Source organism: Mycobacterium sp. ACS1612 (assembly GCF_001667505.1).
Classification (GTDB): domain Bacteria; phylum Actinomycetota; class Actinomycetes; order Mycobacteriales; family Mycobacteriaceae; genus Mycobacterium.
This window is the reverse complement of the sequence record NZ_LZHZ01000018.1, coordinates 54,895-79,872: the sequence shown is the minus strand read 5'-3', so window position 1 is coordinate 79,872 and position 24,978 is coordinate 54,895. Positions and strand designations below refer to the sequence as shown.

27 protein-coding genes are annotated in these 24,978 nt (G+C 67.8%); 17 read left to right on the top strand and 10 right to left on the bottom strand.

Translation table 11 applies throughout. The annotated features are described in order from the left end of the window. Window positions 1-30 precede the first annotated feature (30 nt). Window positions 31-861: an LLM class F420-dependent oxidoreductase gene (locus A5724_RS06130; RefSeq protein ID WP_067798308.1), complete on the top strand. Its 831-nt coding sequence runs from the start codon at window positions 31-33 to the stop codon at window positions 859-861. A 2-nt stretch (window positions 862-863) separates the two neighbouring features. On the opposite strand, the gene A5724_RS06125 is transcribed toward A5724_RS06130, so the two are convergent. Both A5724_RS06125 and A5724_RS06120 read right to left on the bottom strand, forming a co-directional pair. Continuing rightward, window positions 864-1,052 carry a helix-turn-helix transcriptional regulator gene (locus A5724_RS06125; RefSeq protein WP_067797829.1) on the bottom strand — a complete coding sequence of 63 codons (189 nt, stop codon included), beginning with the start codon at window positions 1,050-1,052 and terminating at the stop codon, window positions 864-866. After that, window positions 1,049-1,318, bottom strand: coding sequence for an FAD-binding protein (locus A5724_RS06120; protein ID WP_067797826.1), 270 nt, complete (start codon window positions 1,316-1,318; stop codon window positions 1,049-1,051). Before A5724_RS06120 ends, A5724_RS06125 begins: the two co-directional genes overlap by 4 nt. Window positions 1,319-1,488: 170 nt before the next feature. On the opposite strand from A5724_RS06120, the gene A5724_RS06115 reads away from it, so the two are divergent. The 11 genes from A5724_RS06115 (at window position 1,489) to A5724_RS06075 (ending at window position 11,180) form a co-directional block, all read left to right on the top strand. Next, window positions 1,489-1,896, top strand: a complete 408-nt coding sequence (locus A5724_RS06115; RefSeq protein WP_067797823.1) for a YciI family protein — start codon at window positions 1,489-1,491, stop codon at window positions 1,894-1,896. Further along, window positions 1,893-3,059, top strand: coding sequence for an RNA polymerase sigma factor (locus tag A5724_RS06110; protein WP_067797821.1), 1,167 nt, complete (start codon window positions 1,893-1,895; stop codon window positions 3,057-3,059). The genes A5724_RS06115 and A5724_RS06110 overlap by 4 nt, the downstream gene beginning before the upstream one ends. 63 nt (window positions 3,060-3,122) lie before the next feature. Further along, window positions 3,123-3,467 (top strand): methyltransferase dimerization domain-containing protein, encoded by a 345-nt coding sequence (locus A5724_RS34410; RefSeq protein ID WP_369830611.1) that lies wholly within the window; start codon window positions 3,123-3,125, stop codon window positions 3,465-3,467. After that, window positions 3,368-4,141, top strand: coding sequence for a methyltransferase (locus A5724_RS06105; protein WP_232004720.1), 774 nt, complete (start codon window positions 3,368-3,370; stop codon window positions 4,139-4,141). The genes A5724_RS34410 and A5724_RS06105 overlap by 100 nt, the downstream gene beginning before the upstream one ends. Window positions 4,142-4,222: 81 nt before the next feature. After that, complete coding sequence (locus tag A5724_RS06100; protein ID WP_067797818.1) at window positions 4,223-4,978, top strand: SDR family oxidoreductase; 756 nt, start codon at window positions 4,223-4,225, stop codon at window positions 4,976-4,978. Between the two features lie 120 nt (window positions 4,979-5,098). Next, window positions 5,099-7,894: a LuxR family transcriptional regulator gene (locus A5724_RS06095; RefSeq protein ID WP_067797816.1), complete on the top strand. Its 2,796-nt coding sequence runs from the start codon at window positions 5,099-5,101 to the stop codon at window positions 7,892-7,894. Window positions 7,895-7,942: 48 nt separating this feature from the next. Further along, complete coding sequence (locus A5724_RS06090) at window positions 7,943-8,674, top strand: triose-phosphate isomerase family protein (RefSeq protein ID WP_197518573.1); 732 nt, start codon at window positions 7,943-7,945, stop codon at window positions 8,672-8,674. 79 nt (window positions 8,675-8,753) lie between these two features. Then, on the top strand, window positions 8,754-9,314 hold the full coding sequence (locus tag A5724_RS06085; protein WP_067797810.1) for a sigma-70 family RNA polymerase sigma factor: 561 nt from the start codon (window positions 8,754-8,756) through the stop codon (window positions 9,312-9,314). A 9-nt stretch (window positions 9,315-9,323) separates the two neighbouring features. After that, on the top strand, window positions 9,324-10,046 hold the full coding sequence (locus A5724_RS06080) for an SDR family NAD(P)-dependent oxidoreductase (RefSeq protein ID WP_067797807.1): 723 nt from the start codon (window positions 9,324-9,326) through the stop codon (window positions 10,044-10,046). 22 nt (window positions 10,047-10,068) lie between these two features. Further along, window positions 10,069-10,230, top strand: a complete 162-nt coding sequence (locus A5724_RS32900) for a hypothetical protein (RefSeq protein ID WP_369830610.1) — start codon at window positions 10,069-10,071, stop codon at window positions 10,228-10,230. 83 nt (window positions 10,231-10,313) lie between these two features. Then, window positions 10,314-11,180 (top strand): hypothetical protein, encoded by an 867-nt coding sequence (locus A5724_RS06075; RefSeq protein WP_197518572.1) that lies wholly within the window; start codon window positions 10,314-10,316, stop codon window positions 11,178-11,180. Here the strand turns inward: A5724_RS06075 and A5724_RS06070 are convergent, their stop codons facing one another. Further along, on the bottom strand, window positions 11,181-12,203 hold the full coding sequence (locus tag A5724_RS06070; RefSeq protein WP_067797802.1) for a zinc-binding alcohol dehydrogenase family protein: 1,023 nt from the start codon (window positions 12,201-12,203) through the stop codon (window positions 11,181-11,183). Between the two features lie 73 nt (window positions 12,204-12,276). On the opposite strand from A5724_RS06070, the gene A5724_RS06065 reads away from it, so the two are divergent. Then, window positions 12,277-12,933, top strand: a complete 657-nt coding sequence (locus tag A5724_RS06065; RefSeq protein WP_067797799.1) for a hypothetical protein — start codon at window positions 12,277-12,279, stop codon at window positions 12,931-12,933. Between the two features lie 46 nt (window positions 12,934-12,979). Here the strand turns inward: A5724_RS06065 and A5724_RS06060 are convergent, their stop codons facing one another. From A5724_RS06060 to A5724_RS06050, 3 genes are all read right to left on the bottom strand, one after another. Next, window positions 12,980-13,495 (bottom strand): nitroreductase family protein, encoded by a 516-nt coding sequence (locus tag A5724_RS06060; protein WP_067797796.1) that lies wholly within the window; start codon window positions 13,493-13,495, stop codon window positions 12,980-12,982. A 39-nt stretch (window positions 13,496-13,534) separates the two neighbouring features. After that, window positions 13,535-14,236: a cutinase family protein gene (locus A5724_RS06055; protein WP_067797792.1), complete on the bottom strand. Its 702-nt coding sequence runs from the start codon at window positions 14,234-14,236 to the stop codon at window positions 13,535-13,537. Window positions 14,237-14,307: 71 nt separating this feature from the next. Next, the gene (locus tag A5724_RS06050; RefSeq protein WP_067797789.1) at window positions 14,308-15,063 is read right to left on the bottom strand and encodes a S9 family peptidase; all 756 of its coding nucleotides are present in this window, start codon (window positions 15,061-15,063) and stop codon (window positions 14,308-14,310) included. Between the two features lie 58 nt (window positions 15,064-15,121). Here A5724_RS06050 and A5724_RS06045 point away from each other — a divergent pair, with 58 nt between their 5' ends. Then, window positions 15,122-16,039: a CoA ester lyase gene (locus A5724_RS06045; RefSeq protein WP_067797782.1), complete on the top strand. Its 918-nt coding sequence runs from the start codon at window positions 15,122-15,124 to the stop codon at window positions 16,037-16,039. A gap of 20 nt (window positions 16,040-16,059) precedes the next feature. On the opposite strand, the gene A5724_RS06040 is transcribed toward A5724_RS06045, so the two are convergent. Then, a complete protein-coding gene (locus A5724_RS06040; protein WP_232004731.1) occupies window positions 16,060-17,457 on the bottom strand; it encodes a YdiU family protein in 1,398 nt (465 codons plus the stop codon). 104 nt (window positions 17,458-17,561) lie between these two features. Here A5724_RS06040 and A5724_RS06035 point away from each other — a divergent pair, with 104 nt between their 5' ends. Continuing rightward, window positions 17,562-17,798 carry a hypothetical protein gene (locus A5724_RS06035; RefSeq protein WP_067797774.1) on the top strand — a complete coding sequence of 79 codons (237 nt, stop codon included), beginning with the start codon at window positions 17,562-17,564 and terminating at the stop codon, window positions 17,796-17,798. Between the two features lie 8 nt (window positions 17,799-17,806). Here A5724_RS06035 and A5724_RS06030 read toward each other — a convergent pair whose 3' ends face one another. Then, window positions 17,807-18,325, bottom strand: a complete 519-nt coding sequence (locus tag A5724_RS06030; protein ID WP_067797770.1) for a hypothetical protein — start codon at window positions 18,323-18,325, stop codon at window positions 17,807-17,809. Between the two features lie 43 nt (window positions 18,326-18,368). Further along, on the bottom strand, window positions 18,369-18,581 hold the full coding sequence (locus A5724_RS06025) for a hypothetical protein (protein ID WP_156752154.1): 213 nt from the start codon (window positions 18,579-18,581) through the stop codon (window positions 18,369-18,371). A 286-nt stretch (window positions 18,582-18,867) separates the two neighbouring features. Here A5724_RS06025 and A5724_RS06020 point away from each other — a divergent pair, with 286 nt between their 5' ends. Both A5724_RS06020 and hrpA read left to right on the top strand, forming a co-directional pair. After that, window positions 18,868-19,761, top strand: coding sequence for a mycobacterial-type methylenetetrahydrofolate reductase (locus tag A5724_RS06020; RefSeq protein ID WP_067798305.1), 894 nt, complete (start codon window positions 18,868-18,870; stop codon window positions 19,759-19,761). A 10-nt stretch (window positions 19,762-19,771) separates the two neighbouring features. Further along, window positions 19,772-23,701, top strand: coding sequence for an ATP-dependent RNA helicase HrpA (gene hrpA / locus A5724_RS06015; protein WP_067797764.1), 3,930 nt, complete (start codon window positions 19,772-19,774; stop codon window positions 23,699-23,701). Here hrpA and A5724_RS06010 read toward each other — a convergent pair whose 3' ends face one another. After that, window positions 23,702-24,964, bottom strand: a complete 1,263-nt coding sequence (locus A5724_RS06010) for a carboxylesterase family protein (protein WP_067797761.1) — start codon at window positions 24,962-24,964, stop codon at window positions 23,702-23,704. Window positions 24,965-24,978: the final 14 nt, after the last annotated feature.

Sequence of the window (24,978 nt, the reverse complement as noted above, 5' to 3'; positions counted from 1 at the left end):
GCGGGCCGGGGCTAGCCTGGTGGCGTGCAGATGAAAATCGGGGTTTCCACGTTCGTCAACGACGACACCATCGACACGGTGTCGCTGGCCCGCGCGATCGAAGAGCGCGGTTTCCACTCGTTTGTCATCGCCGAGCACACGCACATCCCCGCCAGCAGGGAGTCGGCGTATCCGCTCGGCGGCGAACTGCCTTCCATCTACTACCGGACCCTGGATCCGTTCGTGACGCTGGCCGCCGCCGCGGCCGTGACCTCGACGATCGAGTTGTTCACCGGGGTTGCGCTGCTGATCCAGCGTGACCCGATCATCACCGCCAAGGAAGCCGCCAGCATTGATCTGATCTCCAACGGCAGGTTCGTGTTCGGGGTGGGCGCGGGCTGGAACCTCGAGGAGATGCGCGACCACGGCACCGATCCGAAGACGCGCGGCAAGCTGCTTGACGAACGCATCGAGGCCATCAAGACGCTGTGGACCAGCGAGCCCGCCGAATACCGCGGCAGGTTCGTGGACTTCGAGCCGTCCTACATGCGGCCCAAACCCGTCCAGAAACCGCACCCGCCGATCTACATCGGCGGAGATTCCGACGCCACCGTCAAGAGGGTGATCCGCCACGAAGCGGGCTGGATCTCCAACCCGCTGCCGGTCGAGGCGTTGAAACGGCGCATCGGTCAAATGCGCGATGGCGCGGGCCACGATGTCCCGCTCGCGATGTTCGGTACACCCGCGGACCCCGACTACTGGCACGCCGCCGAGGAACTCGGCTACGGCCAGGTCGCGTTGATGTTGCCGTCGAAGCCGCTGGACGACTCGCTGCGCCTGCTCGACGAGTACGCCGAACAGGTGTCGCAGTATCGCGGCTGAACTCACACCAGTTGCAGAGCGACGCTGCGCAATTCGCGGCGTGATGTGACGCCCAGCTTGGCGTAAATGCGACCCAGGTGCCACTCGACGGTGCGCGCGCTGATGAACAGCTGAGCACCGATCGCGGAGTTCGTGTAGCCCTCGCGGGCAAGCCTGGTGATGTGACGTTCCTGTGTGGTCAGCGGCGTCATGGTGCCCTGGCCGCGCTGGCGTCCGGTGCGGCCATCATGCCCGCACTGCAATTCGACGCGCCGCCGCGGGTGACCACGGGGATGCCGTGCGCCGCGGCGATCTTCACCACGGCGACGACCTCGTCGCGGGTCGTGGGCCGGACCGCGATACCTGGCACGCCGCCGAAGCCCCAGTAGTCGCGGCCACGTGCGGTCAAGACGTCGACATCGGTGACAACGCTGTTCGAGACGGCCGCCGCGAATGCGGTCAGGGCGCTGCTGTCCATATCGTCCTCAGTTCTGTGGAGTTCGGCTTCACCCTGGCAGTTCGACCGCCCGGGTGACCCCGGGCTTTCCCCGGGACTTGACTCCGGGAGGCCGTATGTCGAGATCCGAATGACGGCTCCGTCCTTGGGGTAGGCGACCAACTAGGGTCGCCAGCGCGAAGGGAGAAATCATGGCCAAATACCTGATGTTGAAGCACTACCGCGGCGCTCCGGCAGCCGTGAACGACGTGCCGATGGACCAGTGGGCGCCAGCCGAGGTCGAGGCGCATATCAAGTACATGAACGACTTCGCGGCCAAGCTGCAGGCCAGCGGCGAGTACGTCGACAGCCAGGCCCTCGCGCCGGACGGGGTGTGGGTCCGTCACGACGGGGAAGGCAAGCCGCCCGTCACCGACGGCCCGTTCGCCGAGACCAAGGACCTGATCGCGGGTTGGATGATCATCGATGTCGACTCATATGAGCGCGCTGTCGAGTTGGCGGGTGAACTGTCCGCGGCGCCAGGCGCAGGCGGCAAACCGATCCACGAGTGGCTGGAGTTGCGGCCGTTTCTGACCCATCAGCCAACCGTCATGGAATGAATGAGGCCGAGCTGCGGGAGCTGATCCCCGGCGTACTGGCGGCGCTCGTGCACCGGGGCGCGGACTTCGCAACCGCCGAAGACGCCGTGCAGGAGGCGCTGCTCAAGGCGATCGAGGTGTGGCCGGATCGGTGTCCGGACGATCCCAAGGGCTGGCTGATCACCACCGCGTGGCGGCGCTACATCGATGTGGTTCGCTCGGACGCCGCGCGGCGACAGCGCGAGAACCTGATGTCCGAGGAACCGCCGCAAGGTCCGACCGAGGTCGCGGACGACACACTGCAGCTCTACTTTCTGTGTGCGCACCCGAGCCTGAGTCCCGCGTCGGCAGTCGCGCTGACTTTGCGGGCGGTCGGCGGGCTCACCACCCGCCAGATCGCGCAGGCCTACCTCGTGCCGGAAACGACGATGGCGCAACGGATCAGCCGGGCCAAGCGCATGGTGGCCGACGTCCGGCTGGACCGGCCGGGAGATCTGCGCACGGTGTTGAAGGTGCTTTATCTGGTCTTCAACGAGGGCTACAGCGGCGATGTCGACCTCGCGGCCGAGGCCATCCGGCTGGCCCGACAGCTGGCCGCGGCCACCGACGACCCGGAGGCGGCGGGGCTGCTGGCACTGTTCCTGCTGCATCACGCCAGGCGTGTGGCCAGGACCCGCGCCGACGGCAGCCTCGTCCCGCTGTCCGATCAGGACAGAAGCCTGTGGCGCCGCGACCTGATTACCGAGGGCGTCGCGGTGTTGCAGGCCGCGCTTGCCTGCGATCGCCTCGGGGAGTACCAAGCGCAGGCGGCGATCGCCGCACTGCACGCCGATGCCCAGACCGCCGACGAGACCGACTGGGTACAGATTGTCGAGTGGTACGACGAACTGGTCCGGCTCACCGACAGTCCGATCGCGAAGCTCAACCGGGCGGTGGCGGTGGGACAGGCCGACGGCCCGCACGCGGGCCTCGCCGCGCTCGCCGAGGTCGATACCGGACTGCCGAGATACACCGCGTCGTCGGCCTATTTGCACGAGCAGGCAGGCGAATTGATAACGGCCGCAGAGCTTTACGCGAAGGCGGCCGAACAAGCGCAGAACGTCGCGGAACGCAACCACCTCACGCTGCGGGCGGCCACACTGCGTCAACATGCCGATCACGCCGAACAGAAGCCAGGGCTGTGATCGGGTGAATCCGGCGACCAGGAACTCGATTTCGGGCATGCTGACGCCAAAGGCGGAAGTCGAATGAGTGGACGAAACGCGCCGGCGCCAGACCGCATCATGCAACTGGGCTTCGGTTTTTGGGCTTCGCGGGCGCTGCTGAGTGCCGTCGAACTCCGAATCTTCGGCCTGCTGGCGCAGACGGGACCGCTGGACGCCGAGCAACTGAGGGACCGGTTGGGCCTGCACCCGCGCGGCGCGCGCGACTTCTCGACGCGCTCGTCGCGCTCGGGATGCTCGACCGCGAGGACGGCAGGTACACGAACACGATGGAGACCGACCTCTTCCTCGACCCGGGCAAAACCACCTACCTGGGTGGCGTGCTGGAGATGTCCAGTGTTCGGCTGTATCGGTTCTGGGGGTCGCTGACCGAGGCGCTACAGACGGGGCAGCCGCAGAGTGAGGCCAAGACCGGCGGGGACTTCTTCGCAACGCTCTACGCCGATCCAGAGAAACTCGCGGGCTTCGCCGCGGCGATGACAGGGCTGAGTCGGGCCGCGGGCGACGCCATCGCGGCCAAGTTCCCCTTCGGCGACTACCGCAGTGTGGTCGACATCGGCTGCGCGCAAGGCGCCGTGCCCGTCGCCATCGCCTCCGCGCACGGCCATCTGACTGGCGGCGGATTCGATCTGGCGCCCGTAGGGCCGATCTTCAACTCCTATGTGGCACAACATGGTTTGACCGACCGCCTGCAGTTCATCGGCGGCGACTTCTTCGCCGACCCGCTACCCACCGCCGACGTGCTGGTGATGGGCCACATCCTGCACGACTGGGATCTCGACGAAAAGCGGCTACTGCTGCGCAAGGCATACGACGCGTTGCCCACCGGCGGGGCGTTGATCGTCTACGAGGCGCTCATCGACGACGAGCGGCGGCACAACGCGTTCGGACTGCTGATGAGCCTCAATATGCTGATCGGGGGGCCCACCGGATTCGATTTCACCGGCGCCGACTGCCGTGGCTGGATGGCCGACACCGGCTTCAGCAACAGCTTCGTCGAGCACCTCGCCGGCCCGGACTCGATGGTCGTCGCTATCAAGTAACGCATCAAGGCCCCGCGGGATGACTTCGCGGGCGTCCACCCGTTCTGGCCGTCAGGAAGGTCAGACAACGGAAGGATCGCCATGAAAATCGTCGTCATCGGGGGCACCGGACTCATCGGATCCAAGCTGGTGGACAACTTGATCCGCCGCGGTCAAGAGGCGGTCGCCGCGGCGCCGTCGACCGGGGTGAACACACTCACTGGTGAAGGCCTGGCGGAGGTCCTGGCAGGGGCGTCGGTGGTGGTCGATGTGTCGAATTCGCCGACGCTCGACGACGCGGCCATCGAGTTCTTCCGCACCGCCACCACTAACCTGCTCACCGCCGAGAAGGACGCCGGGGTAGGCCACCACGTCGCGTTGTCGGTGGTGGGCACCGCACGGTTGGCCCCGCACAGCGGCTACTTCGAGGGCAAGCTCCTGCAGGAGAAGCTGATCGCCGAGGGTCCGGTCCCATACACCCTGGTGCACGCGACGCAGTTCTTCGAGTTCGTCAACACGCTCGCCGACTCGGCGACGGTCGACGGCGTGGTGCGGATGCCACCGGCGTACTTCCAGCCGATGGCCGCCGCCGACGTGGCCGAAGGGCTCGCCATCGCCGCCGTCAACGCACCCGTCAAGGGCATCACCGAAATAGGTGGGCCAGAGGCAGTTCTGCTGCCCGACCTGATCAGGACCGCGCTGACCGCCCGCGGTGATACCCGCGAGGTCATCGCCGACCCGAAGGCACAGTATTGGGGCATCGACATCGGCGAGCGCACGCTGTGCCCCACGCAGGACGCGACCCTGTTCGACACCCGGTTCGAGGAGTGGCTGCTGCAAACCGCCGCCACGGCATAGCCCGAATCGGACTGGACTGCAGGCGAATTGGCGAACATTACCTGATCATGATCGGGGCGGTCGCGGAGCCGGGGCGGCTTACCGGTAAGGTCACCACTGCAAACAAGCGCGGTGGTGTCTATGTCGAGTCAGGATGGGGGGCAACGTCTTCGCGGTCGCGACAGCGAATGCGAGACGCTGCGGGGTCTGTTGTCGACCGCCCGATCCGGCACCAGCCAGGTGTTGGTGCTGCGCGGTGAGGCAGGCGTCGGGAAGACGGCGCTGCTGGACTACGTATCCGAGAACTCGTCGGAGTTCCGCTGTGTGCGTGTGGCGGGTGTCGAATCGGATATGGAACTCGCGTTTGCCGGGCTACAACAGCTGTGCGCGCCGCTGTTGGAGCACCTCGACGAACTGCCGGAGCCGCAGCGCGAAGCGCTCAACGTCGCGTTCGGCCGCGGGGTGGGGGCACCACCGGACCGCTTCCTGGTCGGGCTGGCGGTGCTGTCGCTGATGGCTGCGGCTGCCACCACCCGGCCCCTGCTCTGCATCGTCGACGATGCGCAGTGGCTGGACGCGGTGTCGGTGCAGACGCTGTCGTTTGTGGCCCGCCGTCTGCTCGCCGAACCCGTCGCGGTGCTGTTCGCGGCACGAGACCGCGGCGCCGAGGCGCTGTCCGGGCTGCCGGAACTTCCGATCACCGGACTGTCCGACGGCGACGCGCGGGAATTGCTCGATTCGGTGCTGCTGGGCAGCGTCGACCCACGCGTGCGGGACCGCATCGTGGCCGAGACCAGGGGAATCCCACTTGCCCTCCTCGAGGTGCCACGCAGTGTGTCGGCCACCGAGCTCGCGGGCGGCTTCTGGATCTCCGGTAAGCGGTCGTCGGCGGCGGCCCTCGAGGACGGTTTCGTCAGCCGCATCCAGTCGCTGCCCGAGCCCACGCAGCGGCTGCTGCTGCTGGCTGCCGCCGAACCGGTCGGGGATGCGGCGTTGTTCCTGCGCGCCGCCGCGCAATTGGGCATCCCGGTGGACGCGCTGGCGCCGGCCGAGGCCGCCGGTTTGATCGAATTCGGTCCGCGGATGCGCTTCCACCACCCGCTGATGCGATCGGCCGCCTACCGCGCTGCCGGTCTGATCGACCGCAGAACTGTCCACCGGGCGTTGGCCGACGCCACCGATCCGCAGTCGGATCCGGACCGCCGCGCATGGCACGCCGCCAATGCTGCGGCGGGACCCGACGACTGCGTGGCCGCGGAGTTGGAGGCGTCGGCAAGTCGCGCGCAGAGCCGAGGGGGTGTCGCCGCGGCGGCGGCGTTCCTCGAACGCGCCACCGCGCTGACGTCCGACCCTGCGCAACGTAGCGCCAGGGCGCTGGCGGCCGCCCGCGCCAAACGGGACGCGGCAGCACCCGAGGCGGCATACGAACTGCTCGCGATCGCCGAACTGGGGCAATTGTCGGATCTGCAGAAAGCCGAGGTGGCTCGGCTGCGCGCACAGATGCAATTCGCCCGCAGCCGCGGAGGTCACGCCGGTGCGCCGAGCGTCTTCGCCACCGCGCGCGAATTGCTCGATGCCGCAAAGCAACTGGAGAACCTTGACGACTACGCCGCCAGCGAGACGTATGCGGAATCGATCGCCGCGATGTTGTACGCCGGACGCCTTGGTGAACCTGGTGCGCTCGCGGATGCGGCAGCGGCAGCGGGTGCCGTCATCGACCGGTCGTCCGCCGCGCCGCGGAGCATCGACTTGATGTTGAAGGGCATCGCGGAGCGGATCACCGGTGGGGTGAGTGCGGGCGCCGGCCCGCTGCGCGTCGCGCTGGATGCGATGTGCGAACTGGCGCATTCGGATGATCTGCAGGTGCGGCGCTGGATGGTGCCCGCGTTTCCGATCCTGCAGGAGTCCGCGGCCCACGAGGTGTGGGACGAGGCCATCATCGAGGAATTGTCGGCCGCGGTGGTGCGCCAGGCCCGCGACGCCGGCGCACTCGACGTGCTGCCACGCGCACTGGTGTATCGGGCGGGCGCGCACCTGCTGGCAGGCGAATTCGCCGCGTCGGCGACGTTGATCGAAGAGGCGAATTCGATCTCGGGCTCGACCGACCATCTGTCGCCGGTCAGGTATCACTCGCTGCTGCTGTCGGCCTGGCGGGGCGACGCGGCGGAGGCGGTTAAGGCGATCGAGTCGGCGACCGCCGACGGAATTGCCAGGGGGGAAGGCCGGTTGTTGGGGCTCACCGGATACGCCACGGCGGTGCTCTACAACGGTCTCGGCCGGTATGACCAGGCCGCCGCGGCCGCCGCGGAGGCCAGTCGTTACGAGGATCTCGGCTTCCACGGCTGGGGGTTGTTCGAGCTGATCGAAGCGGCGTCGCACAGTGGCGACAGCGAAACTGCCGCGGCCGCGGTAGCGCGATTCCAGGCGCACACCGGCGCGAGCGAAACGGATTGGGGGCTGGGCGCGCTCGCCAACGCGCAAGCCCTTGTCGCCGACGACGAGCACGCCGACACGCTGTACTCCGAGGCGATCGAACACCTCGGCCGCACCCGCGTCGTGGTGCACCTGGCGCGGGCCCATCTGCACTACGGCGAATGGCTGCGCCGGGTCAACCGCAGGATCGACGCTCGACGCCAACTCACCGACGCCCATGAGTTGTTCACCAGGATGGGTGCCAAGGCTTTCGCCGAGCGCGCCCGTCGGGAGTTGGTTGCGACTGGTGAGACGGTGCGCAACAAGCCGCACAGTTCAGGTGGTGAGCTGACCGCGCAGGAGGCACAGATCGCCCGACTGGCCGGAGACGGGCTGACCAATCAGGAGATCGGCGCGCAGCTGTTCATCAGCACTCACACCGTCGAATGGCATCTGCGCAAGGTCTTCGCCAAGCTCGGCATCAAGTCGCGCAGGCAGCTGCGCACTGTCTCCTGGGCCAGCTAGCACGAAATACCTTGGGAGACTGAGTTGTCGGCGTCAAAAGCTGTTCTGGTGGCGGTGAGCCTCAAGGCTTACTTCGGTTATGCGCAGGCCCGTGACTGGATGGCCGGTGTCGCCGACCTCTTGACCGAGCACCCGCTACCTGCGGCCGTCGAGGTGGCCGTCATGCCGCCGTTCCCGCTGCTGGAACGGGCGCTGGACACCCTCGGCCGTTTCGGGGTGCGGGTCGGCAGCCAAGACGTCAGCTGGGCCGAAGCCGGCCCGGCGACCGGCGAAGTCACCGCCGCGCTGTTGGCCGAAATGGGTTGCCAGTACGCCGAAATCGGCCACGCCGAGCGCCGCTCCCTGTTCGGCGAGGACGACGACATGGTGAACCGCAAAGCCGCGGCGGCGGCGCGGCACCGGCTGGTGCCGTTGATCTGTGTCGGCGAGGCCGTCCACGACCCGGACGGTGCCGCAGCCGAGGTGGTTCGGCAGGCCCGACTGGTGACCGATCAACTAGCGGGCCAACCCGTGGTGATCGCGTACGAACCGCAGTGGGCGATCGGCGCCGACGCGCCGGCCGACACCGGCTACGTCCTACGTGTCGGCGAGGCGCTGAAGACCTCCGTGCCCGCGCTGGCCGCAGGGGCGGGCCGGCTGATCTACGGCGGTACGGCGGGACCGGGTACGCTGCGCGCACTGCACCCCGGCTTCGACGGGGTGTTCCTGGGCCGGCGCGCGCACCGGATCGACGGGTTGAGACAGGTCCTCGACGAAGCGGCTGAGACCTTGACCGGTTAGCGGTCCACTACGGACTACGGACCACCGACTACGGAGAACCAAGGGTTCGCTTCATCTCGATGCGCGCGAGTCTGTCTGCATGCCAGGACCCGATGCCGACCTCGCTGCGCGCTTCGCCCGCGAAACCGAACCGCTGTTCGGCGTGCTGCTTCGCCGGGCCCGCCGGCTGACCCGCAACGAGGCTGACGCCGAAGACCTGTTGCAGGACGCACTCATGCACGCTTACGCGGGGTTCCACACGTTCCACGACGGCAGCAACCTCAAGGCGTGGCTGTTCCGGATCCTGCAGAACCGGTGGATCAGCGCCTTCCGCGCCCGCCAGTGCCGCCCTTGTGAGGTCCCCGTCGACGTGATCACCGAGCGCGACCTGGCCGACGGCGCCGCGCGGACGACCGCTGCGCACCGGTCCGCCGAAGCCGAGGTGCTCGATGCGCTGCCCGACCACGTGATCAAGACGGCGATGGCCGCACTGCCGGACGGTTTCCGTTCGGTGGTGTTCTACGCCGACGTCCAGGGCTACACATACGCGGAAACCGCCGCGATCCTCGGCATCCCGCACGGAACCGTGATGTCGCGCGCATCGCGGGGCAGGCAACGGCTGCGCATCGCGCTGGCCGACATCGAATCACAAGTCGCATAGGAGTCAGCAGTGGAGTTGGCGTACAAGACGGCCCTGGTCACCGGAGGAACGGCTGGCATCGGCCTGGCAGCCGCGCGGCTGCTGACACATGAAGGCGCGACGGTCGTCATCTCGGGACGCGACGCCGAGCGGGGGAAGGCGGCCGCAGCGGCAATCGACGGCAGCGTGCGCTTCGTCCAGGCCGACCTGTCGGACATCGAGTCGGTGAAATCGCTTGTGGTCCAGGTCGGGAACATCGACATCCTGGTGAACAACGCGGCCAGCTTCCCGGCCTCGCTCACCGTCGACCAGGACGTGACGTCGTTCGAGAAGACCTTCGACACCAACGTCCGCGCCAGCTACTTCCTCGCCGCCGGACTGGTACCGGGGATGGTCGAACGCGGACACGGCAGCATCATCAACGTCACCACGATGGTCGCGTCACGAGGAGTCCCCGGTGCTGGCGCGTACAGCGCATCCAAGGCGGCGCTGGAATCACTGACCCGAACGTGGGCAGCGGAGTTCGGCCCACACGGCGTGCGGGTCAACAGCGTCGCACCCGGCCCGACGAAAACTGAAGGCGTCGAGGCGGAATGGGGCGACACCAACGAGGAGTTGGGTCGTGCGCTGCCGCTGGGCCGCACCGCCAAACCGGAGGAGATCGCCGAGGCGATTCTGTTCCTCGCCTCCCCGCGGTCGACGTTCATCACCGGGTCGACCCTGCACGTCGACGGCGGCGGCACGGCGGTCTGACGGAAAACAAGGAGAGATCTCGATGCCCACGAAGTATGACCCCGACTGGGAAAACGCGTTGTCGGTTGTGCAGGAGGTACAACCGCCGTTCTTTCCCGAGGGGGCGCACGCCATGCTGGAGGGGGAGATGCTCTTCGAACTCGAAGGCCAACCTTCGCGGGTGATTCGGGCCGGCCGATGCTGACCCTGGTCGACGACCAGGAACTGGCCGCCAGGGCGCATCTACGCGTCACTGCCGCCGAAGTCGATTGAACGGAGTTGGTCCTGATGTCACGAATCCTGTTGCAAACCACGATCACTGAGAGTTCCGACGACTGGGACGTCGCCCGGTTCTCACTGCTCGCCGACGAGCTGCGCGCCGCTGGCCACGAGGTGGTGGCACGTAACCGGGCCAATCGGGACGGAGACGATCCGGTGCTCAGCCACCTCGACGACCTCGGCTACGACCAACTGTGGCTGATGGCCGTGGACGTCGGCGACGGCTTGTCGGCCGCCGACGCGTACGCGATACGCCAGTTCCGCGAGAACGGCGGAGGTGTGCTCACCGCACGTGACCATCAGGACTTGGGTTGCTGCATAAGCCGACTCGGCTCACTGGGCGTGGTCAACGAGTTCCACGACAAGAGCATCGACCCTGCCACGATGTGCGACGACCAGGACACCCCGGCCATCTCGTGGCCGAACTACCACTCCGGCGCCAACGGCGACTATCAACCCGTGCTCGTCGACGGACCGGTGCACGAGTTGCTGCGAACGGACAGGACGGCAAGCGGACGGATCGAATGGTTCCCGGCTCACCCCCACGAGGGCCTGGTATCGGCGACTGGACCATTCGCGACCACGATCGCGCGGGGCCGCAGCACCGCGACCGGTCGGCACTTCAACCTCGCCGTCGCCCTGGACGGTGAACGCTCACCCGACGGTCGCACCATCGGCCGGGCGATCGCCGAATCGACATTCCATCACTTCGCCGACTACAACTGGGATCTTGGTTGCGGCGCACCGACTTTCGTCACCGAGGTGCCGGGCACGCAAATCAAGGCCGACCCGTCCCGGCTCGACATCTTCAAGGACTACGTCCGCAACATCGCGACCTGGCTGGCCCCCGCGAGACGCCTGTCGCTGGCGGGGTAGCTAGTCGAGCACCACGACCATCTTCCCGCCTGCCTCGCCGGACTCCATGACACGGTGCGCCTCGTGGATCTGGTCGAAGGGGAACACGCGCGACGGTGCGGCCTCCAGTCGGCCGTCGGCCACCTGTTGCGCGATGTCCTGCAACGGCACATCTGACAGCGGGAAACCAGGTGTGCCGAACACGAAGCTGCCGAAGAAGTTCAGATTCACCCCACTGGCCATCCGCGCCAACGGGTTGAAGTCGCCGATCGGATCGAGTCCGCCCAACCACCCCGCCAGGCATGCGCTGCCGCCGCGGCGCAGCATGTCGAGGGAGTCGAGAATCGTACTGTTGCCGACCAGGTCGAGCACCGCGTCCAGCTGTTTCGACTCGGCGATGCGGCCCGCCAGATCCGGCGCCTCGAATTCGACGCGCGACACCCCGAGTTGCTCGAGCAGTCCGAACCGTTCGCGACTGCGCGTGGTGGCGATGACCCGTGCACCCGCGGCCACACTCATCTTGACTGCGGCCTGCCCGAAAGACGAAGTCGCGCCGCGGATCAGGATGGTCTGCCCGGCCCCGAGTTCGAGGTTGCGGAACAGGCATGTCCACGCCGTCGCGTACGTCTCGGGCAGCGCGGCGAGTTGCGACCACGGCAGGTCGGATTCGATGAGTGCGACGTTCGTGGCGCGTACCCGGGTGTATTCGGCGTAACTGCCGTTGATGGTTCTCCCGAGACCGCCCATCAGTGCCGCCACCTTGGCGCCCACCGGGAACTCACCGCCGGGACACGAATCGACGACGCCGACGCACTCGATGCCGCTGACCTCGGCGGCCTCGGCCCATTCGCCGCGCCGCATGTGCATCTCCGCATGGTTGATGCCGAAGCCTTTGACTTCGATCACGACTTCGCCGTCCTTCGGCAGCGGCTTCGGGATTTCGGCGTAGACCAAGCTGTCGAGCCCACCGAACTTGGTCAGGATGATCGCGCGCATGCTCTGGTCACTGGACTGTTCACGTACGACGGCGAGTGCATTGGGCATGCCGGCCTCCAGACAAGATTGGGTTGAGCAACCCAGAATACGCGCAGTCGCGGCGCAATGGCATCCTGGCGTCATGGGGCTGTTGCTGGTCCGACTCGTCGAGTTGCTGATAGTCGTCGTGCCGCTCATCGGTCTCGGGTTCGCCGGAGTGAAGGCCATCTCCGCTGCTCGCGACCGTCAGCAGCAGGACCGCGAGTCAGTGGGCGCCGCGGCGACGACAGTGACCAGTCGGGCGGCGCAGTGGCGTGCCATCACCCGGACGATCAAGGAGCACGACCGAACGGATACCCGCTGGCTGGACTACGAACTGGACGTCGGCAAGCTACTCGACTTCCCGCTGATGACCGATATGCGCAACCCGCTGACCGAGCGTTTCCACCGGGCCAAGCTGCGGGCGGATCTGCTGCGGCCCGCCAACGTCGAGGATCTGCTCCAGGACGGTGACGCCGCCCGCGAGTACCTGGACGCCGTCGAGAACTACGTGACGGCCTTCGACGTCGCGGAAAGCGAAGCGATACGCAAGCGGCGCAACGACTTCACGAAGCCGGAGCAGCAGCGGCTGACCCGGGCCCGCAGCGCCTTGCGGGTCGCGGTGGACGAGGGCGCGACGCGGCAGGAACGGGAGCAGGCCTACGCCGTCGCCGCGCGGGAACTGGACGGTCTGATCGTGCTGCCGGAGCGCTCCCGCGCCGCCATCGAGCGTGGGATTCTTGGTGAGCTCGACGGATGAACTTGGCTCGTCCTGGTCAACATCGCCTAGCTGGTGCTGTCCTGAGTCACCACTTGCCGCGGTGCACGACCTCGTCGATCGGCCTGCGGTCGGGTTTGGCGATCGGCTTCAGCGGGCGGTCGGCCGGATAGCCGACGCCGAGCATGTAGGCGACGATGCGGTCGGCGGGCACTCCGAGAATCGCGCGGGCCTTCTCCTGATCGCCGACCGAGGAATGGCCGGTGCCGACGCCAAGGTCGGTCGCGGCGACGGTCATCGCCATCGTGGCCTGGCCCAGGTCGTACTGGTCGAGCAGCTTGCGTCGCTCGTCGGGCGGCACCGGGGCGACCAGAACGATGGCAGCGGGTGCCGACGCGATGTGGCCAGCGCCTGGCCAGACGGTCGAAAGTTCCTGCAGTTGCCCAGGATCGGTGACGATGACGAAATCCCACGGCTGGCGGTTCTTCGCCGAGGGCGCGCGCCAGCCCGCCTCCACGATTCGCTGCAGAGCGTCGTCGGGCACCGGGTCGGGCCGATAGTTCCTGACGTTTCGACGCGCTCGGATCGCATCCCAGGTTTCCACGGCTGACTCAACGCCCGGACGCCCGCAGATATTCGGTTCTTATGTTCTCGACCCGTTCGGCCTGACCCGCTGGGCGGCGAAGTCAGCGGCTTGATCCGTCATCCCGTTGGCCGCATACAGGTTGTGCGCGGCGTTGTCGGTGCCGGTCGGCGAGCAGATGTTGTCCTCGGGGATGCACAGGTCGATCGTCTTGCCCGTGTAGAGCGCCCCGACCGTGATCGGCGGCGCCCCGGTGTAGATCATCTGCAGGAAACCGCTCGACGGCTTGCCGAACAACGCCACCGCCGCGACATGCTTTGCCACTTCAGGGGCCATCGGCCCGGTGATGCCCGCAGGAAGCGCGAAACCGTCGGGCACCGAATCGACGGTCGTGTACGCGACGACCGCCGCACCTTGTGAGTAGCCGCCGAGCACGATCTTGGTGTCCGGGCAACTGTTCGCGACGTCGCGAACCTTGTTGCTTGCGTCGACCACACCGTCGGAGGCGGTCGCGAAGTCCAGCGACGCCGGATAGTTGACCGGATACACGTCGACCGACTTACCGGCGAGCCGACTGCTCAACGCATCGACGAACGCCTGCCCTGTTCCGCCGACGCCCGCGGGCTCGAAAGTGCCTCTGGCAAAAATCACTTCGACGTCGGGACACGGCGCGGCCGCCGCACCCGCACTACTGATGACACTGCCTGAAACCGTCGAAACCGCGATGACCGCAGCGCCGACAACCCGACCGATGACACTCATTGCAGACTCCCGAACAACGTCGCTTCGCAAATGCCGCGGCTGGATACCCGGCCCGTTTGGACCCCAAACGCCTACCCGAGATAGGCGTCGGCCCATGCGCCGATGATGCGCGCGGCGCGGCGCGCCTGCCCCGGGCCTGTCAGCAGGTGCTCGGATCCTTCGAGGGAGACGAAGCTGCGCGGATGACGGGCGGTGCGGAAGATCTCGCTGGCGTTGGCGATGCCGACGGTGTTGTCGGTCGGGGAGTGCAGGATCAGCAGCGGCATCTTCAGGCCACGGATTTTGTCGTGCAGCGCCGCCGCGCGGACGTCCTCGACGAACGCCCGTTTCAGTGTCAGGCAGCGTCCGCCCACCATCCACTGCGCGCTGCCCTCGGACAACACCTGGTCGACCACGGCGTCGTATTGCTGTTCGGCGTGGGAAGGGTCCATCGGCGCGCCGATGGTGGCCACCGCGGACACCGCTGGGCACTGCCGTGCGGCGGCGATCACCGCCGCACCGCCGAACGAGTGCCCGACCAAAATGTCGACGGGTGTGCCCTGGTCGGCCATGAACTCGCACGCCCGGATCACGTCGTTGACCTTCACGGTGAACGAGCCGTCGCCCCAGTCGCCCTCCGAATCGCCGAGCCCAAGGGCGTCGAAGCGCAGCATGCCGATGCCGTCCTCGGCGAGCTGCTTGCAGATGCGCGCCGCGGCAGGCGAGTCCTTACCGAGGGTGAATCCGTGCGAGAAGACGCCCCAGCCACGCGGCTCGCCAGCGGGCCGGTCGATGATGCCTGCCAGAGCGGGCCCCGTCGAGCTGAGGAAGGTGACACGCTCGGCCATGCCGGAGGTTTACCACCCCCCTTTGCCTTGCCGCCACCGTTTAGGCCAGCATTGACCCATGTCTGAACAGGTCACCACCGACGCGCCGGATCCGGCCGACGTCGGTTCGCGCCTCGACCCGGTTCTGGCGAGGAGCTGGCTGCTGGTAAACGGCGCGCAGGCAGACCGGTTCCAGGCGGCCGCGCACTCGCGCGCGGACATCGTCGTCCTCGACATCGAGGACGCCGTCGCGCCGAAGGACAAGACCACTGCCCGCGACAACGTGGTGCAGTGGCTCGCCGCGGGCAACTCGGACTGGGTGCGGATCAACGGGTTCGGCACGCCGTGGTGGGCCGACGATCTGAAGGCACTCGCCGACACTTCCGTCGGCGGCGTCATGTTGGCGATGGTCGAGTCGGTCGACCACGTCACCGAAACCGCGAAGCGGCTGCCTAACGTGCCGATCGTTGCGCTGGTGGAGACGGCCCGCGGCCTGGAACGCATCACCGAGATCGCCGCGGCGAAGGGCACATTCCGACTCGCGTTCGGCATCGGCGATTTCCGCCGCGACACCGGCTTCGGGGACGACCCTGCCACGCTGGCCTACACCCGGTCCCGATTCACCATCGCCGCCAAGGCGGCGCATCTGCCGAGCGCGATCGACGGGCCGACCATCGGCTCGAACCCACTGAAGCTGATCGAGGCCACCGCGGTGTCGGTGGAGTTCGGGATGACCGGCAAGATCTGCCTGAACCCCGACCAGTGCGCCGTCGTCAACGAGGGATTGTCCCCGTCGCAGGACGAAATCGCTTGGGCGAAAGAGTTTTTCGCGGAGTTCGAGCGGGATGGCGGAGAGATCCGCAACGGGTCCGACCTGCCGCGCATCGCCAGGGCCACCAAGATCCTGGAGCTCGCACGGTCCTACGGCATCGAGGTGTCGCATTTCGACGACGAGCCGGTGCACATGCCTGCGCCGTCAGACACCTACCACTACTGACCCTTCCGCGCCGTTCGCGCCTAGGTGCCGCAGAAGGTTCGGTAGGAGCCGAAGTCGTCGGGCGCCGGCTCGGCGTAGCGCTCGAGACCGGGCCGTACGTCGTACGGCGTGGTGACGGCGTCGAGCAGCCGTGTCAGCGGATCGAGGTCGCCGGCGGTGGCCGCCGACAACGCTTCCTCGACCAGGTGATTGCGCGGGATGTACACCGGGTTGACGCGGTCCATCGCGTCGGCGTCCGGCCCCAACGCCCGCCAGCGCGCCAGCCAACCGTCGAACCGGGCGAGGTCTACGAACAGGCCACGCGCGGGCTCGGTGTCGCCGCCGGCCGCCCGTCCGAGGTGCCGGTAGAACGACGTGTGGTCGACGCGGCTCTGCTCGAGTTGGTCGAGCAGGTCGGAAAGCAGCGGGACGGCCACTTCGTCGTCGACGTCGCGCAGCCCGAGCTTCGCCAGCATTCCCGTCGTCGTCGCCGCCGTGTACCGACTGCGGAACCCGTCGAGTGACTCCTGGGCGAGCGTGACCGCGTCGTCGGCGTCCTCGGCGAACAGCGGCAGCAGCGTCTCGGCGAACCGGGCAAGGTTCCACGCCGCGACCGCGGGCTGCTGTCCGTACGCGTAGCGACCCCAGCTGTCGATCGAGCTGAACACCGTGGCCGGGTCGTAGGCATCCATGAACGCGCATGGCCCGTAGTCGATGGTTTCGCCGGAGATGGTCATGTTGTCGGTGTTCATCACCCCGTGCACGAAGCCGACAGCCATCCACTGCGAGACCAGGGACGCCTGCGCCGCGACCACCGCCTCGAACAGTGCGCGATACGGGTTGGCCGCCTCAGCGGCGGCCGGATGGTGCCTGGCGATGGCGTGCTCGGCCAGTCGGCGTACCAGGTCGACATCCCCCGCGTTGGCGGCGTATTGAAAGCTGCCGACCCGCAGATGGCTGCTCGCCACCCGCACCAGCAGCGCACCCGGCAGCGGGGTCTCCCGGAGCACGTCGCGACCCGTCGCGACGACCGCCAGCGACCGGGTGGTGGGGATCCCGAGCGCGTGCATCGCCTCGCTGATGACGTACTCGCGCAACATCGGGCCGACTGCGGCCAGGCCGTCACCGGCCCTGGCGAACGGAGTCGCGCCTGAACCCTTGAGCGCAACATCGCGAAGCGCACCGTCGGGCCGCGCGATCTCCCCGAGCAGCAGTGCGCGTCCATCACCCAGGCGCGGGACGTACCCGCCGAACTGATGACCGGCGTACGCCTGCGCGACCGGGGTGGCGCCCTCGGGTACCGCCACACCGGCCAGGAATCGCACACCGTCAGGCGTCCGTAGCCACGCCGCGTCCAGACCCAGATCGGCGGCCAACCGCTCGTTGAGGATCAGCAGACGAGGCTCGGGCGGCTCCTGGGCTTTCCAGGGCACCGCCATCTCGGGCAATTCGCGGGCGAACCGGTCATCCAAAACGACGGTGGCATTCGAAGCAATGCTCACTTCACCCAGACTACGGGTGTTGTCGCACCTAGACTGAGCCGATGCGACGGGTTGTGATCGCGGCGCTGTCCGCGTTGGCGTTGACGGCAGCGATGGCGTCCGCCATCACCGCACCGCCCGCGGTCAACACCGCGTGCGCCGACGGCGAGACGGGCACCACCGACCACTGCGCGCCGTTCTGCCTGCCAGGCCGGTACTTCGACTACGCCAACACCGGGTTGTGTCTGCCGGACCCGCCGCCGCCTCCGCCGGCACCGAATAACTTTGTGATGCAGTAACTCTCGACTCAGCGGTGCGCTGAACCCGTCAATGGGCCGCCACCTGCCGCCTGCAGAAGGCAGATGACCGTGCTCGGCATCGGGTTGTCCGACGTCCGGTCCTGCTTGGAGTCGATCAGGTACGTCATCGCCAGCGGCCCCGGTGCCTGCCCGGTGTACTGCTGCAGTCCCGCGCGGCACCGTTGATCCGCTACGTCGGCGATCGCGGCGTTGACCTCGACATCGGTGCGCAGATAGACCTCCGCGGCGTGCGGCAGCGCGCAGTCGACGACCGCCACCGTGACGACGCTCGGATCGGTTGGCGGCGGGTCGGCCAGACACTGTCCGACCTGGAGGTCGATCCACTTCTCGCTGCGCTGCGGGGGCGCCGCCGCCGGGGCGGGGATTGATGTGGTCGCCGCGGGCACCGTCGTCGCGGTGGCCGTCCTCGTCGGTGTGGCCGAACCGTCCGTGCCGCAGGCGGTCAGCAGCGCCAGCAGGGCGAAACACCCGGCCGGCAAGCGCCAAGAACATCTCGAGGGCACCATCGGATGCCCCAATTGTGCCTCACGCCATGCGAATCAAGGCCAGCTAGTGCTGAGCCCATACGCCGTAGGGAACGTACGGGTCGACGCCGTACGGCGTGTATGGATTCGTGCCGCCGTACGCGGACTGCGGATAGACCGGTGCGGGCGCCACGACATTCGAACCGCTGCCTGCGTCCGCCGCGGCCTGGCCCGCAAGTGCGACTGCCAACACCACCAGCGCGCCGGATGTGGCGGTGGCAAAGGTGATCTTCTTCATTCGAAGCTCCTCGTTGGCCAAGTTTCTCGGATGGCCGGCGAACCCGGTACTCCACCCAGTCGGTGGAACGCCCAGGTAGAACGCGGTCATCCCGCTGGCAGGATCTGTACCGGGCCTGGCAGAATTGCGCCGAGGATGCAATCACTGCCAGACGCGGTGCGGGCGATGGCTGACGAGATGAGTAGAGCCGCTAATCTCGAAAAGCAGTAGATGAGCTCTGCTCCTCCCCGGCGGTCACCGACGCCCTTCCGGACGGACAGACAATCGCGCAATGAGGAGCAACCTCTTGACCCTCAACACCGTCGCGTTCGAGCTGGTACCCCCGAACGCCGATCTCGGCCCCGAACAGGCTGTGGAGGAAGCGCGCAAGGTGGTGCGCTTCGCCAAGGAGACCGGCATCGACGACCGGATCGGACACGTGATGATCCCCGGGATGATCGAGGAGGACGAGGACCGTCCCATCGAGATGAAGCCCCGGATGGACGTGTTGGACTTCTGGAACGTCATCAAACCCGAACTGCCGGGCCTGAAGGGGTTGTGTACTCAGGTCACGGCGTTCATGGATGAATCCGCGCTGCGGCACCGGCTGACCAACCTGCGCGACGCGGGCTTCGACGGCATCGCGTTCGTCGGGGTGCCGCGCACGATGAACGACGGTGAGGGCTCGGGGGTCGCGCCCACCGACGCGCTGTCGATCTACACCGAGCTTGTGCCCAACCGCGGCGCCATCCTGATTCCGACCCGGGAGGGCGAACACGGCCGGTTCAACTTCAAATGCGATCAGGGCGCTACGTACGGCATGACACAGTTGCTGTACTCCGACGCGATCGTCGGCTTCCTCACCGAATTCGCCAAAACCACCGACCACCGGCCCGAGATACTGCTGTCCTTCGGGTTCGTGCCCAAGGTCGAGGCGCGCGTCGGGTTGATCAACTGGCTGATCCAGGACCCCGGCAACGCCGCGGTCGCCGACGAGCAGGCATTCGTCACGCAGTTGGCGGAGACCGACCCGGCGCAGAAGCGCAAGATGATGGTCGACTTGTACAAGCGCGTCGTCGACGGCGTCGCCGAACTGGGCTTCCCGTTGAGCATCCACCTCGAGGCGGCGTACGGCGCGTCGGCGCCCGCCTTCGAGACGTTCGCGGAGATGCTCGACTACTGGTCACCGGCCAACGGCTAGCCTGGCCGGAGTGTCCGAGCCGTCCGTTCCCGAACTTCGAAAGCGTCTCGACGGCCTGACAATCCGCGACGCCGCCCGCCTCGGCCGCCGGCTGAAGAATCTGCGCGGCCGGGTCAGCCAGGAGAAGCTGGCGCAACTCGCCGAGCAGGTGACCGCCGGCGAGGCGCTGGTCGCCACCCGCCGGGCCGCCGTGCCGACGATCACCTATCCCGATCTGCCGGTCAGTGCGCGGCGCGACGAGATCGCCAGGGCCATCGCCGAACACCAGGTGGTGGTCGTCGCGGGCGAGACCGGATCGGGTAAGACCACGCAGCTGCCGAAGATCTGCCTGGAGTTGGGGCGCGGCATCCGCGGCACCATCGGCCACACCCAACCCCGCCGACTGGCGGCGCGCACCGTCGGGCAGCGGATCGCCGACGAACTCGGCACCCCGCTCGGCGACGCCGTCGGCTACACGGTGCGCTTCACCGACCAGGCCAGCGACCGCACGCTGGTGAAGTTGATGACCGACGGCATCCTGCTGGCCGAGATACAGCGCGACCGCCGGCTGTTGCGCTACGACACGCTGATCCTCGACGAGGCGCACGAGCGCAGCCTGAACATCGACTTCCTGCTCGGCTATCTGCGCGAGCTGCTGCCGCGGCGGCCTGACCTCAAGGTGATCGTCACGTCGGCGACCATCGAGCCGCAACGGTTCGCCGCCCACTTCGGCGGTGCCGAACATGGACCCAGCGACGGTGCGCCGATCGTCGAGGTGTCCGGTCGCACCTATCCCGTTGAAATCCGTTACCGCCCTTTGGAAGTCGTGGTTGCAGCAGACGACGGCCTGAGCAGTCCCGACGACCCCGACGACCCCGACCACGAGATCGTCCGCACCGAGGTGCGCGACCAGACCGAGGCCATCGTCGACGCGATCCACGAACTGGAGCAAGAGCCGCCAGGCGACGTGCTGGTGTTCCTGTCCGGTGAGCGCGAAATCCGCGACACCGCAGACGCATTACGCGACCTGAAGAACACCGAGGTGTTGCCGCTGTACGCCCGGCTGCCGACCGCCGAGCAGCATAAGGTGTTCGCTCCGCACTCCGGCCGCCGGGTGGTGCTGGCGACCAACGTCGCCGAGACGTCGCTGACCGTGCCGGGCATCCGCTACGTCGTCGACCCCGGCACCGCGCGCATCTCGCGATACAGTCGCCGGACCAAGGTGCAGCGGTTGCCGATCGAGCCGATCTCCCAGGCGTCGGCGGCGCAGCGTGCGGGCCGATCGGGCCGCGTGGCACCGGGCGTATGCATCCGGCTGTACTCCGAGGAGGATTTCGAATCCCGGCCCCGGTACACCGATCCCGAAATTCTGCGGACCAACCTCGCCGCGGTGATCCTGCAGATGGCGGCACTGCAACTCGGCGACATCGAACAGTTCGGATTCCTCGATCCACCCGATAAGCGCAGCATCCGCGACGGGGTGCTGCTGCTACAGGAACTCGGCGCGTTCGATCGCGACGGCGCCATCACCGACGTCGGCCGCCGCCTCGCGCGGCTACCCGTCGACCCGCGGATCGGCCGGATGATCCTGGCGGCCGACACCGAGGGATGCGTGCGTGAAGTGCTGGTGCTGGCCGCCGCGCTGTCGATTCCCGACCCGCGTGAGCGGCCTGCTGACCGTGAGGAGGCGGCTCGCCAGAAGCATGCTCGCTTCGCCGACGAGCGCTCCGACTTCATCTCGTACCTGAACTTGTGGCGCTACCTGCGGGAGCAACGAAAAGAGCGCTCCGGCAATGCGTTTCGGCGGATGTGCCGCGAAGAGTTCCTGCACTACCTGAGGATCCGCGAGTGGCAGGACCTCACGGGCCAACTGCGCAGCATCGCCCGCGACATCGGCATCCGTGAAACCGACGAGGACGCCGACCCTGCCAGGATCCACGCGGCGCTGACGGCCGGCCTGCTGTCACACATCGGGCTGCGCGAAGGCGATTCGCGGGACTACACCGGCGCCCGCAACACCAAGTTCGTGCTGGCGCCCGGGTCGGTGCTGACCAAGCGGCCCCCACGCTGGGTGGTCGTCGCTGAACTGGTGGAAACCACCAGGCTGTACGGCAGGATCGCGGCGCGCATCGAACCCGAGGGTATCGAGAAGATCGCCGACCATCTGGTGCAGCGCAGCTACAGCGAACCGCACTGGGAAGCCGAACGCGGCGCCGTGATGGCCTTCGAGCGGGTGACGCTGTACGGCCTGCCGCTGGTGCGGCGCCGCCGCGTCAACTACGCCCAGATCGAACCCGAGCTTGCGCGTGAGCTTTTCATCCGGCACGCGCTGGTGGAGGGGGACTGGCGGACCAGACACCACTTCTTCCGCGACAACGCGCGGCTGCGTGAGGAATTGGAGGAGATCGAGGAGCGGGCCCGTCGCCGCGATCTCGTCGTCGGTGACGACGAGATCTACGCGTTCTATGACGCGCGTATCCCCGCCGAGGTGGTCTCGGCCCGGCACTTCGACGCGTGGTGGAAAAAGCAGCGGCACCGCACCCCGGATCTGCTGACGTTGGGCCGCGACGATCTGCTGCGCACCGAAGACGCCGCCGAGGACCGGCCCGACGCATGGCAGGCGGGCGACCTGTCGCTGCCGGTGAGCTACAAGTTCGAGCCGGGGGCTGAGGACGACGGCACCACCGTGCACGTGCCGGTCGAGGTGTTGGCGCGCCTCGGCGGCGACGCGTTCGCCTGGCATGTGCCCGCGCTGCGCGAGGAACTCGTCACCGCGCTGATCCGATCGTTGCCGAAAGACTTGCGACGCAACTTCGTTCCCGCACCGGACACCGCCCGCACCGTGCTGGCCAGTCTCGAACCGGGCACCGAACCGCTGCTGCAATCGCTGCAGCGGGCGCTACAACGGCTGTCGGGGGTGCTGGTCCCGATCGACGCGTTCGACCTCGACAAGCTGCCGTCGCACCTGCGCGTGACCTTCGCGGTCGAGTCGGCGGACGGCACCGAGGTGGCGCGCGGTAAGGATCTCGGTGCCCTGCAAGATCGATTGGCGGCGCCGACACGACAGGCGGTGGCCGCCGCGGTCGCCGACGGCATGGAATGCACCGGCCTTCGAGGCTGGCCCGACGACCTCGACGAGTTGCCGCGCGTCGTCGAACGCCATACCGGTGGTCACACCGTGCGCGGCTATCCGGCGTTCGTCGACGCAGGCAGTGCGGTGGACGTGCGGGTGTTCGCGAACCAAGCCGAACAGGATGTGGCGATGGGCCCAGGCGTTCGGCGGCTGATCCGGCTGACGGTCGCGTCGCCGGTGAAAACCGTTGAGCGACAGTTAGATCCTCGCACCCGATTGTTGCTTGGCTCGAATCCGGACGGCTCGCTGGCCGCGCTGCTCGACGACTGCGCGGACGCCGCGGTCGCGACGTTGGCGCCGACCCCGGTGTGGAACCGCGCGGAGTTCACCGCGTTGGTGCAGCGGGTGGCGGGCGCACTGGCCTCGACGACGGTGGACATCGTCGGGCGGGTCGAGAAGGTGCTCGCCGTGGCCAACGAGGTACAGGTGGCGATCCCCACCCACCCATCGCAGGCGCAGGCCGACGCGGTCGCCGACATCCGGGCACAACTCGACAGGCTGCTGCCGCGCGGATTCATCGCCGCCACCGGCGCGGCGCATCTCGGCGACCTCACCCGATACCTGGCCGCCATCGGCCGCAGGTTGGAGCGGTTGCCGCGCGACGTCAGGGGTGATAACGACCGGATGCAGCGGGTACACGCCGTCGAGGACGCCTACGACGAACTCCGGCAAGCCCTTTCGCCTGCCCGCGGCGCCGCCGAAGATGTCCGCGATATCGAGCGGCTGATCGAGGAGCTACGGGTGAGCCTGTGGGCGCAACAACTCGGCACCGCACGGCCGGTCAGCGAGCAGCGGATCTACCGCGCGATCGACGCGATCGCGCCGTGACTAGCCGAACCGCAGCGTGGCCGAATCGAGTCCACTGACGCCGCGGTGCGCGAACCCAGTCCAGTTGCGGCGCATCGACTCAGCAAGCAGACCGTCGACCTGGCGGCCGCCCAGCATCGGCGCGCCCGCCCAGGCCGATGCGTCGAACAGCAACGGCAGTTCGATGCAGTGGCACGCACCCATCGACGACGGTGCCCAGTCGACGCGGAATGTCGCGCTGCGGCCGCCGTTTTCACGCCACAGGTCGGCGAGACGCTGCGCTGGCTTGGCGAACGCACGGCGTGTCATCACGGCCGAGGCGGCGCGTTCGGCGATACGGCCAACGGGGCCATAGCGTTTCAGCCGAGCGATGCGGCGATCCATGGCGACGAACGGTGCGCCGTCGTCGCGGGTGTAGCCGATGAGCAATTCAATGCGCCGCGCCGCATCGGCCAACCGCGCATCGGTCTGCGACTGAGGCGGCAGCGGATCGCGTCCCATGATCGGAGCGAACGGCATGCCGCTGACAAGTCCGAATCGTGCGGCGGCGGCCGCGGCCGCGGTCTGGGCATCGAGCACTTCGCCTGTCGTGACCGAAGCGGCAGCCGAGCGCATCGCGGCGGTCATCGCCTCGCGGCCGTGCAGCACACCCAGTGGTGCGCTCTGCATGATCACGCGATGGAACAGGCCCGCCGTGTGCTCGCACAACATCAGCGAGTACGCCGAGTCGGCACCCGCGGACTGGCCGAAGAGGGTCACGTTTTCGGGGTCGCCGCCGAAGGTCGCGATGTTGGCGCGCACCCACTGCAGCGCCAGGATCTGGTCACGCAGTCCGAGGTTGTCCACGCCGCTGGGGCTCAAGTAGCCCAGCACACCGAGTCGGTAGCTGACCCGGACCACGACGACGCGACCGTCGCGCGCGAGCACGTCCGCGTCGTACTTCGGCGCTTCACCGCTGCCGGATACGTATGCGCCGCCGTGGAACCAGACCATCACGGGCAACCCGTCGGCATCGCTCGGAGCGGTAATCGAAAGAACCTGGCAGTCCTCGCTCTGGGCGAGACCGTCGACGACAGGGCCCGTCACCCACTCCAACCGGGAGGACAACTGCGGGGACGCCGGGCCGCGGGCGGTGGCGTCGATGACATCGGACCACGGGGCGAGGGGCTGCGGTGCCGCGAACCGCGCTGCGCGCCCGTATCGAATCCCCCGGGCGTGCAGCAGAGTGCCGTCATCGTCAGCAACCAGCGGTCCCGCGGGTGGATCGAGTCGTCGCTGCTGCACACGTCCACCGTAGC